The organism is Kitasatospora sp. NE20-6 (genome assembly GCF_045862635.1).
The window spans coordinates 1-11669 of sequence record NZ_BPRL01000001.1 but is presented as its reverse complement, the minus strand read 5'-3'; the positions used below and the strand labels follow the sequence as shown (position 1 = coordinate 11669).

The 11669-nt window shown below is 76.0% G+C and carries 12 protein-coding genes; 7 read left to right on the top strand and 5 right to left on the bottom strand.

Annotated elements, in window-relative coordinates; genetic code table 11:
• Positions 1-49: 49 nt before the first annotated feature.
• The 4 genes from SNE206_RS00060 (at position 50) to SNE206_RS00045 (ending at position 2216) form a co-directional block, all read left to right on the top strand.
• A complete protein-coding gene (locus SNE206_RS00060; protein ID WP_407911210.1) occupies positions 50-961 on the top strand; it encodes an acyl-CoA thioesterase in 912 nt (303 codons plus the stop codon).
• A 48-nt stretch (positions 962-1009) separates the two neighbouring features.
• Positions 1010-1624: a TetR family transcriptional regulator gene (locus SNE206_RS00055; protein WP_407911209.1), complete on the top strand. Its 615-nt coding sequence runs from the start codon at positions 1010-1012 to the stop codon at positions 1622-1624.
• 122 nt (positions 1625-1746) lie between these two features.
• Positions 1747-1932 (top strand): hypothetical protein, encoded by a 186-nt coding sequence (locus SNE206_RS00050; protein ID WP_407911208.1) that lies wholly within the window; start codon positions 1747-1749, stop codon positions 1930-1932.
• A 77-nt stretch (positions 1933-2009) separates the two neighbouring features.
• On the top strand, positions 2010-2216 hold the full coding sequence (locus SNE206_RS00045; RefSeq protein WP_407911207.1) for a cold-shock protein: 207 nt from the start codon (positions 2010-2012) through the stop codon (positions 2214-2216).
• A 25-nt stretch (positions 2217-2241) separates the two neighbouring features.
• On the opposite strand, the gene SNE206_RS00040 is transcribed toward SNE206_RS00045, so the two are convergent.
• A complete protein-coding gene (locus SNE206_RS00040; protein ID WP_407911206.1) occupies positions 2242-3654 on the bottom strand; it encodes a DUF2398 family protein in 1413 nt (470 codons plus the stop codon).
• Between the two features lie 128 nt (positions 3655-3782).
• Here SNE206_RS00040 and SNE206_RS00035 point away from each other — a divergent pair, with 128 nt between their 5' ends.
• Together SNE206_RS00035 and SNE206_RS00030 are read left to right on the top strand one after the other, a co-directional pair.
• Positions 3783-4643: a sterol desaturase family protein gene (locus SNE206_RS00035; RefSeq protein WP_407911205.1), complete on the top strand. Its 861-nt coding sequence runs from the start codon at positions 3783-3785 to the stop codon at positions 4641-4643.
• The gene (locus SNE206_RS00030; RefSeq protein WP_407911204.1) at positions 4640-5341 is read left to right on the top strand and encodes a lysoplasmalogenase; all 702 of its coding nucleotides are present in this window, start codon (positions 4640-4642) and stop codon (positions 5339-5341) included. Before SNE206_RS00035 ends, SNE206_RS00030 begins: the two co-directional genes overlap by 4 nt.
• Before the next feature lie 28 nt (positions 5342-5369).
• On the opposite strand, the gene SNE206_RS00025 is transcribed toward SNE206_RS00030, so the two are convergent.
• The 4 genes from SNE206_RS00025 to SNE206_RS00010 form a co-directional block, all read right to left on the bottom strand.
• A complete protein-coding gene (locus SNE206_RS00025) occupies positions 5370-5927 on the bottom strand; it encodes a hypothetical protein (RefSeq protein WP_407911203.1) in 558 nt (185 codons plus the stop codon).
• 193 nt (positions 5928-6120) lie between these two features.
• Positions 6121-6924: an exodeoxyribonuclease III gene (locus SNE206_RS00020; protein WP_407911202.1), complete on the bottom strand. Its 804-nt coding sequence runs from the start codon at positions 6922-6924 to the stop codon at positions 6121-6123.
• Between the two features lie 114 nt (positions 6925-7038).
• Positions 7039-8829, bottom strand: a complete 1791-nt coding sequence (gene ggt / locus SNE206_RS00015; protein ID WP_407911201.1) for a gamma-glutamyltransferase — start codon at positions 8827-8829, stop codon at positions 7039-7041.
• Between the two features lie 200 nt (positions 8830-9029).
• Positions 9030-10139 carry an ROK family glucokinase gene (locus SNE206_RS00010; protein ID WP_407911200.1) on the bottom strand — a complete coding sequence of 370 codons (1110 nt, stop codon included), beginning with the start codon at positions 10137-10139 and terminating at the stop codon, positions 9030-9032.
• Positions 10140-10509: 370 nt separating this feature from the next.
• Here SNE206_RS00010 and SNE206_RS00005 point away from each other — a divergent pair, with 370 nt between their 5' ends.
• Entirely contained in the window at positions 10510-11619 is a 1110-nt protein-coding gene (locus SNE206_RS00005; RefSeq protein WP_407911199.1) for an alpha/beta hydrolase, read from the top strand.
• Positions 11620-11669 lie beyond the last annotated feature (50 nt).

The following is an 11669-nucleotide window of genomic DNA, read 5'->3' as shown; positions in this document are numbered from 1 at the left end:
GGTAACCCGCGTCACATCCCCGCGGGCCGCGATCTGCCAGTATGGGCCCGTGACGGAAGCCATGGACCTGGAGGGATCGGGGGACGACCAGATCGCCCCGTTCGCCGACCTGCTGCGCATCGAGGAGCTGGACGAGAACCTGTTCCGCGGGAGCTGCCATGCCGGGGCGCCGATGCGCGCCTTCGGCGGGCAGGTCGCCGCGCAGGCGCTCACCGCGGCCGGGCGGACGATCGGCGCGGAGCGCGCCGTGCACTCGCTGCACGGCTACTTCCTGCGCCCCGGCGACCCGACCCGGCCGATCGTCTACCAGGTCGACCGGGTGCGCGACGGCCTCTCGTACGCGACCCGGCGGGTGACGGCCGTTCAGCGCGGCGAGGCGATCTTCACGCTGTCCGCGTCGTTCAAGCGGCCGGAGGCGTCCACCGAGCGCCAGCGGACGATGCCACCGGTGCCCGGGCCCGAGGAACTGCCGGACCCGTTCGTCGCCTGGCGCGAGGCCAACCCGGAGGACTTCGCGAAGTCCACCGGCTTCCGTGCGCTGGAGATGCGCTTCCTGCCCGCCGGGGCGCCCGGCATGCCGCCGGAACTGCCGGGCGTGCCGCAGCAGTTCGTCTGGCTGAGATCCGGCACACCGCTGCCGGTCGACGACCCGCTGCTGCAGGTGTGCGCGCTGACGTACCTCTCGGACCTGACGCTGGCCTCGACCACCGCGCTGCACCTGGAGCCGCACCGGTTCGGCCGCAGGGAGCCGCGCCGGACGATGCTGGCCTCCCTCGACCACGCGATGTGGTTCCACCGCCCGTTCCGGGCCGACGAGTGGCTGCTCTTCGCGCAGCGCAGCCCGTCCGCCTCGGACGGCCGCGGGCTGGCCCTCGGCGAGTTCTACGACCGGGCCGGGCACCTGGTGGCGTCCGCGGTGCAGGAGACGCTGCTGCGGGAGCGGCCCGCGACCCGTCCGTGACCGATCGCGTCGTACCCCCGCGGCACCCCGGCCCCTATCATGGTGAGGGTGACCAAGGTTGACCTGTCACCACGTCCGGTGGAGGCGATGTCGCCCCGTCAGCTCGAACGGCGCGGGAATCTGATCGCGGCCGCCCTCTCCCTGGTGACGGAGATCGGTGTCGAGCGGCTGCAGATGCGCCAGGTGTCCGAGCGCTCCGGGGTCGCCCTCGGGACGACCTACCGCTATTTCTCCTCCAAGGACCACCTGCTGGCCGCGGCCATCGCCGAGTGGCACCGCTCCCTGCTGACGGACCTGGTGGCCGAGACCGTCCGCCGGGCCGGCCCGTCGGCCAGCGAGCGGATGGTGCGCTTCGTCCGGCACGGCATGCGCGCCTACCAGCGGCAGCCCGAACTCGCCCGGCTGCGGGTCGCCGTGGCGGCCTCCACCGACCCGTTCGCCAGCGAGGCCCTGCAGTCCATGGCCCGGGCGGACGGCGTCGCCCTGCGCGCCGTGATGGTGGAGGTGCCGGCCCACGACGGCGACGTGGTGCGCCACATCGTCGGACACGCCTGGCAGGGCGAGCTGACCGCGTGGGTCACCGGCCGCACCACCCTCGACGACGCGCGGCGGCGCCTGGAGGACGTGGTGCGGCTCGTGCTCACCCCGTACGAGGCCGCCTGATCCGCCGGCAGGCCCGCCGCCACCGCACCTGACCTGCGGCGCGGCGGATCGACGCCCGGCACCCGCCCGGGCTTAACCCGCCCGTGGCCGGGCTTTCACACCGGCCCGGCACACTTTCCGGCATGACCGCACCGTCCGCGACCGCCGCACCGCAGCTCCGCTTCCCGCTCCCCCGCCGCCACCGCCGGTGGCTGGCCTGCGCGGCCGTCGCCGCGTCGGTGGCGCTCGGGAGCCTGGGCGTGGCGGCGACCGTCGAGACCGTCCGCCACCAGCAGCACGCCGCAACGGCGGCCGCCGCGGGGCGCTGAGCCGACCGGGTGGTGCGCGGCCGCCGGGCGTCCGATACTGCGGTCATCGGCACCATCCGGAGCAGAGGGGCGATCCCATGGCCACCGGCACTGTGAAGACGTTCTCCAGCGAGCACGGCTACGGCTCCATCACGCCCGACGACGGCGGACCGGAACTCACCGTCTACTACGACTCGATCGTCGGCGCCCCCGGCCACGTCCTCGCGGACGGCCAGCGGGTCGAGTACGACGCCACCGTCCAGGAGTTCCGCGAGGTCGCCGAACGGGTCCGCGCGGTGGAGTGAGGCCGCGCGGCGGGGCCGGCGGCGCTCAGGCGGAGCGCGGGTGCGGCAGCTGCTGCCTGTCCGGGCGGGAGTGCCGGCCCGTGCCGGGGGCGGGGTGGAGTTCGGCCTGCGGCGCGTAGCGGGCCGCCGGGGCGCGCAGCACCCAGCAGCGGCCCGCGGGGGCGATGAGCTGCATGCGGTGCAGCAGGTCGAGCGCGTCGCGGCGCAGCGCGGTGCGGTCGGCGAGGTAGTCGGCGTCCGGGGCGGCGGGCAGGCCGTACTCGTCGGTGATGTCGCCGAGGGCGCCGTCTATGAGCGCGTCCGGGACGAGGACGGCCGGCGGGGCCGCGTCCTCGGGCAGCGGGCGGAGTTCCTCGACGAGCCGCTCCGCGAGGAGCAGGGCGGTGTCGGCGAGCGGGCCGCCGCCGGGGGCGAGGTCGGTGAGTTCGTGCGCCGGGTCGAGCAGGGCGACGCCCTCGGCGCGGATCTCCGCCTCCAGCCCGAGGAAGTCGGCGAACAGCTCGGCCTCGGCGGGCAGCCGGCCCAGCAGCCAGGTGCGTTCCGCGGCGGCGAGCTCGTCGAGGAGCACGACCGGGTTCTCGGCGAGCAGCCGCCGTACGGCCACCTCGGGGCCGGTGCCGGCGGCGGCGGCGCGGCGGGCCCCGGGGGCGAGTGCCCGGGCCAGTTCGCGGTCGAGGGCGGCGGGGCCGGTGGCGACCTGCCAGTCCGCCAGGAGGGCCCGTACCTCGGGCCGTCCGAGGTCGGGGGTGCGGCCGTCGGCTATCGCGTCGAGGGCGAGCACGAGGGCGGCGTACCCGGCCGGACGGAAGCCGGGACGGGTGCGGCCCGGCAGCGGCGCCTTGTGCAGCCGGGCGTGCGACGGGTCGAGCGTGAGCGGGTAGCCGAGCAGGTCGGCGAAGCGCTCGGCGAGCCAGTCGGCGTGCCGGAGGATCAGCGGGAAGCCCGCGCCGTGCGGGCCGGCCGCGGTGACGAGCGGGTGGGCGAGCAGCAGCCGCGCGGCGGTGCGGCGCTCGCCGGCCGCGGTGCCCTGCCCGGCCCCGCGGGTGCGCTCCGGCCTGCGGTGGCGGCCCGGCCCGGCCGGTGCGGGCAGCCGGGCGGCGGGCGCCTCCTGGCGGGCCCGGCGCAGTCCGCGCGGGCGGCCCGCGGCGGGGGTGCGGTGCACGCTGGGGCCGTGCCACCAGCTGGTGGCGGCGGCGGGGGCGTGCTGTTCGGCGGGCCGGCCGCCGAGGTGGCGGGCCGGGTAGAGGCCGAAGACGGCGGTGAACAGCCCGTGGGCGGTGTGGTCGTCGGCGTCGGCGAAGCGCCGTGCGAGCAGCTCGGCCTGCGAGGACGCGTCGGTGCACGCGTGGGCCGTGAGCTGCCCCGCCCCGCCCAAGCGCTCGACCACCGTGCCACCGGTCGCCTCCCCGGCCCCGGTCGCGTACTCGTGCTGCTCCATCTCGCGCACCAGCCTAGACGGTGCACCGGCCCGGAGGGGACGCGTCCGGGCGGCCCGCGGGCCACCTCGCGTTACGCGCGGGTAACCGACCCCTTCCGCGGGGGACGCGCGTCGCCTATCGTCCTCGCATGCCGAACCTGCCCGACGTCGTGCGGTGGTCCATACCCGCCTTCGTGCTGCTCACCGTCCTGGAGATGGTGTCGTACCGCTTCCGTCCCGACGACGAGGAGGAGGGGTACGCGGCGAAGGACACCGCGACCAGCCTCACCATGGGTCTCGGCAGCCTGGTGTTCGACGCGCTGTGGAAGATCCCGATCCTGGCGGTCTACTCGGCGCTGTACGCGCTGACGCCGCTGCGGGTGCCGGTGCTGTGGTGGACGGTGCCGCTCATGCTCCTCGCCCAGGACTTCTGCTACTACTGGTCGCACCGCGGCCACCACGTGGTGCGGATCCTGTGGGCCAGCCACGTGGTGCACCACTCCAGCCGCCGCTACAACCTCTCCACGGCGCTGCGGCAGCCGTGGACCGGCGCCACCTCCTGGGTGTTCTACCTGCCGATGATCGCGCTCGGCGTGCACCCGGCGGCGCTGGCGTTCTGCTCCTCGGTCAACCTGGTCTACCAGTTCTGGATCCACACCGAGCGGATCGACCGGCTGCCCCGCCCGGTCGAATTCGTCCTCAACACGCCGTCGCACCACCGGGTGCACCACGCCTCGCAGGGCGGCTACCTGGACCGCAACTTCGGCGGCATCCTCATCGTCTTCGACCGGCTGTTCGGCTCGTTCACGCCGGAGACGGCCCGGCCGGTCTACGGTCTGACGAAGAACCTGCAGAGCCACAACCCGCTGCGGGTCGCCACCCACGAGTACGCCTCGATCGCCCGGGACGTCGCCCGGGCCGGCAGCTGGGGCGACCGGCTGCGCCACCTGACCAGGGGCCCGGGCTGGCAGCCCGCCCGTACCGAGAGCCCGGAGGGCACCCCCGCATGACCGCCACCGGACGGCTCCGGGCCGCCCGCGGCCTGCTCGCCGCCTTCGCGGCGGCCTCGGCGGCGCACGTGGGGGCGATCGCCGCCGGCGCCACCGTGCTGCAGCACGTCACCAAGCCGGCGCTGATGCCGCTGCTCGCCGCGTGGACCCTGGCCGCCGCGCCGCGGGCGCCGAGGCTGCTGGTGCCGGCACTGCTGGCGAGCACCGCCGGCGACGTGCTGCTGCAGGTGGGCGGGGACACCGCGTTCCTCGCGGGCATGGGCTCCTTCGCGGCGGCGCACGTCTGCTACGTGACGATGTTCGCGAAGCTCGGCGCGTTCGGCGACCGGCGGCGCAGCCTGCTGGTCGCCGCCGGCTACGCGACCGCCTGGGCGGTGCTGATCACGCAGCTGTGGCCGGGCCTCGGCGGACTGCAGGTGCCGGTCGCGGCGTACAGCCTGCTGCTGGCGTCGACGGCGGTGTCGTCGGCCGGCCTCGGGCTGTGGACGGGCGTCGGCGGCGGGCTGTTCCTGCTCTCCGACACCCTGATCGCGGCCCGGCTCGCCGACTGGACGCCGCTGCCGGGCCAGGACCTGTGGGTGATGGCGACGTACTGCGTGGCGCAGTACCTGCTGGCGCGGGGCGCGGTGCGGGCGGGCCGCCCGGCGGCGGACGCCGCGGCGGAGCCCGCCGGGACGCGGCTCGGCGCCCCGGCCTGACGGGCGGGGCGCCGAGCGGGGCACTGCATCAGGACTGCGGACTGCGGCGGCGCAGCAGCCAGAACCCGGCGACACCGGCAGCGACGAGGGCGCCGCCGGTGGCCAGCTCGCGCGGGCCGGCGCCGGTGACGGAGCCGCCGAGGCCGGTCTCCACGCTGCCGTGCGGCGCGGGGGCGGTCGAGCCGTACCGGCCGGGCTGCGGCTTCATGGCGACGGTGCCGGTGAACGGCTCGCCGCCGGGGCACTTGCCGTCGATGCCCCAGGACGCGGGCGTGGTGGTCTCCGTCTCGGAGACGGTGAGCTCGGTGGCCGAGAGCAGGGCGACGGTGCCGCTGTAGGTGCCGTCGGGGCCCGCCGTCAGGGTCAGGACGCCGCCGGTGAACGCCTTCGACGCGGCGGTGAGGGTCTTCGTCGTGGTGCTCGGGCAGACCACGTTCACCGTGACCTTCTCGCCGGGGGCGGCCTGTGCCGGGGTGACCTTGGCCGGTTCGGGCGCCTTGGCGGGCGCCGCCTGCGCGGCCGGGGCCGCGAGGACGAACAGGGCGGTCGTGCCGAGCGCGGCGGCGGCGGTACGCGGGATGCGCATGCCGGACCTCCAGGTTCTCGGGTGCGTCCGGGGGCGGGGTCGCCCCGTGGTCGGTCGGCTGCACCCAGTCATGCCCGACGCTAGGCAGCGGCCCCGCGCCCGGCCACCGCACCGCGCCCGTTCGGGGACCGTTCGGGCCCGGACGGTCACCCTCCGCAACGGGGAGGCGGCCGCCGGGCCGGTGCGGCCGGGGTCAGAGGCCGAGGTCGACGACGACCGGGGCGTGGTCGGAGGTGCCCTTGCCCTTGCGCGCCTCACGGTCGACGTAGCTGTCGGTGACGGCGTCGGCGAAGGCCTTGTTGCCGTACGTCAGGTCGATCCGCATGCCGCGGTTCTTCGGGAAGGCGAGCTGGCGGTAGTCCCAGTACGTGTAGGGGTGGTCGTACTTGAGCGGGCGGGGCACGACGTCCTGGAGGCCGGCGCCCTGCAGGGCGGTGAGGGCGGCGCGCTCGGGCCCGGTGACGTGGGTGAGCCCGTCGAAGGCGGCGATGTCGAAGACGTCCTCGTCGGCGGGGGCGATGTTGAAGTCGCCGAGCACGGCGAAGGGGCGCGGTCCGGCCGCGTCCTCCACGACGGTGCTGCGCAGCGTCTCCAGCCACTCCAGCTTGTAGCGGTAGTGCGCGTGGCCGACCTCGCGGCCGTTGGGCACGTACACCGACCAGACGCGGACGGGCCCGCAGGTCGCACCGATCGCGCGGGGCTCGACGTCGGGCAGCAGGGCGTCGTCGGCCTGGAAGCCGGGCTGCCCGGGCAGGCCGCGGACGACGTCGTCCAGGCCGATCCTCGACAGCACGGCGACGCCGTTCCAGCGGCCGTTGCCGTGCGCCGCGGTCTCGTAGCCGAGCGCCCGGACCTCCTCGTACGGGAAGTTGTCGGCCGCGCACTTGAGCTCCTGGAGGCAGAGCACGTCGGGGGCGGCGCTCTCCAGCCATTCGAGGAGTTTGGGGAGCCGGGCGGTGACGGAGTTGATGTTCCAGGTGGCGATGCGGACGGTCACGGCGGGCGGCCTTCCCGGGTGGTGCGGACACGGCGTACGGACGGTACGGACGGGGTGGGCACCCGGTGGGCGCCCACCCCGAACATACCGCCCGGCACCGACAGTGCCGGTCCGTCAGCCGGCGGGCCGCACCACGGCCGCGGAGCCGCCGCCGCGGCGGACCGGCTCGGCCGCGGCCCGCCAGCGCCCGTCCGGCAGGCGCTCCACGCCGGTGGCGGCGCCGATCTCGGCCGAGGGCGCGAGCACCTGCCCGAGCGCCTCCAGTCCGGCCCGCTCGGGCAGTGCGAGGAAGCCGGCCTCGGCCGCGGTCGTGGCGGCGTTGCGCTGGCTGGCGCGGGGCGCGGCGATGGCCTGTTCCAGCGTCAGGCCGCGGTCGATCCGGCCGAGCAGCACCTGGAGCACGGTGGTGATGATCGTGGCGCCGCCGGGCGAGCCCGCGGCGAAGAGCGGCCGGCCGTCGCGCAGCACGATGGTCGGCGACAGCGAGGAGCGCGGCCGCTTGCCGGGCCCGGGCAGGTTGGGGTCGGGCACGCCCGGCACGACCGGGGTGAAGGAGAAGTCGGTGAGCTCGTTGTTGAGCAGGAAGCCGCGGCCCGGCACGGTCATGCCGCTGCCGCCGGTCTGCTCGATGGTCAGGGTGTAGGAGACGACGCTGCCCCAGCGGTCGGCGACGGTCAGGTGGGTGGTGCTGGGCCCCTCGTACGTCTCGGTGACGGCCGGGCCGCTGCTGCCGCAGGCCTGGGGGTGGCGCGGGTCGCCGGGGGCGAGCGGGCTGGTCAGGGCCCGGGCCGGGTCGAGCAGGCAGGCGCGGGCGGCGGCGTGGGCGGGCGAGAGGAGTTCCCGGGTGGGCACGTCGACCGCGGCCGGGTCGCCCACCCAGCGGTTGCGGTCGGCGAAGGCGATCCGGGAGGCCTCCAGGAAGCGGTGGTAGTACTGCGTCGCGTCCAGCCCGGCGAGGTCGGAGTGGGAGAGGATGCCGAGCGCCTCGCCGACGGTGGTGCCGCCGCTGGAGGACGGCGCGATGCTGTAGACGTCGTCGCCGCGGTAGGAGACGTGGGTGGGCTGCCGCTGGATCGCGCGGTAGGCGGCGAGGTCGGCGGCGTCGACGCGGCCGGGGCGGGCGGTGCGCCCGGAGGCGGGGTCGACGGGCGGGTGCTGCAGGGTGCTGACGATGTCGGCGCCGATCGGGCCGCGGTAGAGGGCGGCGGCGCCGTGCCGGCCGAGCTCGCGGTAGGTCGCGGCGAGGTCGGGGTTGCGCAGCCGGGAGCCGACGGCCGGGGGCTGCCCGCCGGGCAGGAAGAGCCGCCGGGTCTCGGGGAAGTCCTGGAAGCGCGCCTGGTTGGCGGCGGTCTGGTCGCGGAAGGTCTGGTCGACCTCGAAGCCCCGGTCGGCGATCCGCTCGGCGGGGCGCAGCACCTCGCCCAGCGACCGGGTGCCCCACAGCTGGAGGGCCTTCTCCCAGGTGGCGGCGGTGCCGGGCACGCCGACGGAGAGGCCGCCGGTGACGGCGTCGGCGAAGGGCAGCGGCTTGCCGTCGGCATCCAGGAAGAGCGTGCTGTCGGCGGTGCGGGAGGCGGTCTCCCGGCCGTCGAGGGTGGAGACGCGGCCGGTGCGGGCGTCGTGGACGACGAAGTAGCCGCCGCCGCCGATGCCGGAGGAGTACGGCTCGGTGACGCCGAGGGCGGCGGCGGTGGCGACCGCGGCGTCGACGGCGTTGCCGCCGCGGCGCAGCACCTCGATGCCGGCGGCGGTGGCGTCGGCGTCGACGCTGGCGACGGCGCCGCCCCAGCCGACGGCCTCCGGGGTCTTCGGGGGTGCGGCGGCGGCCTGGGCCGGTGCGACCGTGCCGCAGATCAGGCCGGTGGCGAGGGCGATCGGCGGGACGATTCGGGCCAGAGCTCTCATGCGGAAGCCTCCTGAGGCAGCGTCAGTTCTCCGTTCTGCCACAGGTGCGGTGTTCAGGACAACAGCGCCTCCGGCCACTACCCGCCGGTAGCAGCGGCCACCCGGTCGCCCGCGCGCCGTACGCCTTCCCCCGCCGCACGCCCGGCACCCGCTTCACGGCGGACGTCCGGATGCAGGCCACCGCCCGCGACGGGCCCGGGTCAGGACCCGGCCCGCTCCACCCGGCGGCGCTTGATCGTGCGGAACCGCCGGGCGACCTGGCGGGCCAGGTCGGCGGCGCCGACCAGGCCCGCCTCGTTGCCGAGCGCGGCGTGCACGATGCCCGCCTCCGGGCGGAAGCCGCGGCCGGTGAGGGTGCGCCGGAAGGCCTCCCGGGCCGGGACGATCAGCAGGTCGCCGGCCTCGGACACGCCGCCGCCCACGACGAACCGGCCCGGGTCGAGGGCGGCGGCGAGGTTCGCGATGCCGACGCCCAGCCAGGTGCCCATCTCGTAGAGCAGTTCGACGGCGGTCGCGTCGCCCTCGCGGGCGGCCTCGGTGACGAGCGGGCCGGTGATGCCCTCCGGGGTGCCGCCGGCCCGCGCCAGCAGCTGCTGGACGACCGGCGACTCCTCCGCGACGAGCCCCCGCGCCTCCCGGACGAGCGCGTTGCCGGAGGAGTACTGCTCCCAGCAGCCGCGGTTGCCGCACGGGCAGCGGTGCCCGCCCGGCACCACCTGCATGTGGCCGAACTCGCCCGCCAGGCCGTACTTCCCGCGGTCGACGTGGCCGTCGCGCACGACGGCGCCGCCGATGCCGGTGCCCAGCGTGATCATCACCATGTGGTCCTCGCCGCGGCCCGCGCCGAACCGCCACTCCGCCCAGGCCGCCGCGTTGGCGTCGTTCTCCACGACGACGGGGAAGCGCAGCCGCTCGCTGAGCGCCTCCTGCAGCGGCTCGTCGCGCCAGTTGAGGTGGGGGGCGAAGAGCACCCGGGAGCGGTCGGCGTCCACCCAGCCCGCCGCGCCGACCCCGACCGCGTGCACGTCGTGCCGGTCGGCGAGCCGCAGCACGAGGTCGACGATGACGTCCTCGACGACCTTGGGGCTCTTGCTGCGGTGCGGGGTCTCGGTGCGGACGCGGTCCAGCACCCGGCCCTCGCCGTCGACGACGCCCGCCACCACCTTGGTGCCGCCGATGTCGACGCCGATCGTGGGCAGCCGCAGCACGGCGGCCGGCAGGGAGCGCCGGCGGCGGTCGGCGCTGCGCGGCCCGAGGCCGAGCAGGGTGGGCAGGACGGCCGGCCGCTGGGTGCTGTGGGGGCTGGTCACGGCGGTGGGGGCTCCTTCGGGTCGGGTCCGGCGGGGGCGGGGGCGCCGGCCGTTCGGCGGCCGCCGGGGCGGCTCCCCGCCATCCTGCCCCCTCGGTGCCCGCGGACGCCGCTCTCCCCCGGTGGCGGCCGGGCCGGGCCCCGGCCTTCCTCATCCGGATGACCGTACGGACTGCCCCGTTCGAGGGATTCACTCGCCCGGACCGCCGACCGGGCTGGGCCGCGCGGGGGATTCTCATGGAAACGTGATGTTCCTCTCAGGTTCCGCTCAGGATCGACGGAACCGACCCGCGGTTTCCACCTGTCGATCTCATCGGAACACGTACCGGGCCGGGCCCGGGCGGCCTGCGACCCCGGATACGAGAACCTGAATGCAACTGACCGGAACACCCTTCCTCATCATCACGATCGTGCTCGTGCCGGTCTCCGTCGCGGCCGCCCTGCTGCTGTGGGGCCGGGTGCGCGGGCCGCGCCCGGTGCGGCTGCTGGGCAGGCTCGCCATGCTCGTGCTCTGCCAGGCGACGGCCGTGACGCTGGTCTTCGTCCTGGTCAACAACGCCAACCTGATCTACGGCACCTGGGGCGACCTGATCGGCACCGGCGGACACGTGCGCGCCGTGCCCGCCGTCCCCGCGGGCGGCCCGGGGCACGACGCGGCCGAGCCGAAGGTGCTGCAGCAGTTCCGCAAGGTCGACGACCCGATGGTGCCCGGCGACGTCCGGCGCACCGACCTCAAGGGCCGCGTCTCCGGCGTCGACGGCGAGGTGCTCGTCTGGACGCCCCCGCAGTACGACGACCCGGCCTACCGCGACCGCAGCTTCCCCGTGGTCGAGCTCGTGCCCGGCTTCCCCGGCTCCTCCAGCACCTGGTACGGCACGCTCAAGGTCACCCGGCAGCTGGAGCCGCTGATGCGGGAGGGCAAGGTCGCGCCGTTCATCCTGGTGTCGCCGCGCACCCTGCTGCTCGGCCGGTCGACCGACACCGGCTGCGCCGACGTGCCCGGCAGGGTCAACGCCGACACCTGGCTCTCCCGGGACGTCCCGCAGATGGTGCTCGACAACTTCCGCGCCGACCCCTCCCCCGCGCGCTGGGCGGTGGCCGGCTACTCCGCGGGCGGCCACTGCGCCGCCCTGCTCGCCGTGGCGCACCCCGACCGCTACCGCGCCGGCATCAGCCTCTCCGGCTACAACGACCCCGCCGCCGAACCCGACTCGCTGACCGCCAAGGACCCGCACCTGCGCGAGACCGCCGACCCGCTGCACGTCCTGCGGAACGCGGCGGAGCCCCCGCGCACCGCGCTCTTCGTCAGCGGCAACAGGGGCGACGGCTACGAGAGCGGCATGGCCCTCCGTCAGGCGGCGAAGCCGCCCACCACGGTGACCGTCGTGGAGACCTCCGGCCCGCACGCCGTCGACGTGTGGAAGCCCCTGCTGCCGCAGGCCTTCATCTGGCTCACCGGCATCATCCCCGCGGAGCGCTGAGCCCCGGCGCACCGGCGGGCCGCCGCCCCCCCCCCGGGGGGGGGGGGGGC

Coding starts and splice junctions, on each gene's coding strand:
- SNE206_RS00005 (WP_407911199.1), top strand. CDS start 10,510: ATGCAACTGACCGGAACACCCTTCCTCATCATCACGATCGTGCTCGTG.
- SNE206_RS00040 (WP_407911206.1), bottom strand. CDS start 3,654: ATGGAGCAGCACGAGTACGCGACCGGGGCCGGGGAGGCGACCGGTGGC.
- SNE206_RS00035 (WP_407911205.1), top strand. CDS start 3,783: ATGCCGAACCTGCCCGACGTCGTGCGGTGGTCCATACCCGCCTTCGTG.
- SNE206_RS00025 (WP_407911203.1), bottom strand. CDS start 5,927: ATGCGCATCCCGCGTACCGCCGCCGCCGCGCTCGGCACGACCGCCCTG.
- ggt (WP_407911201.1), bottom strand. CDS start 8,829: ATGAGAGCTCTGGCCCGAATCGTCCCGCCGATCGCCCTCGCCACCGGC.
- SNE206_RS00050 (WP_407911208.1), top strand. CDS start 1,747: ATGACCGCACCGTCCGCGACCGCCGCACCGCAGCTCCGCTTCCCGCTC.
- SNE206_RS00030 (WP_407911204.1), top strand. CDS start 4,640: ATGACCGCCACCGGACGGCTCCGGGCCGCCCGCGGCCTGCTCGCCGCC.
- SNE206_RS00045 (WP_407911207.1), top strand. CDS start 2,010: ATGGCCACCGGCACTGTGAAGACGTTCTCCAGCGAGCACGGCTACGGC.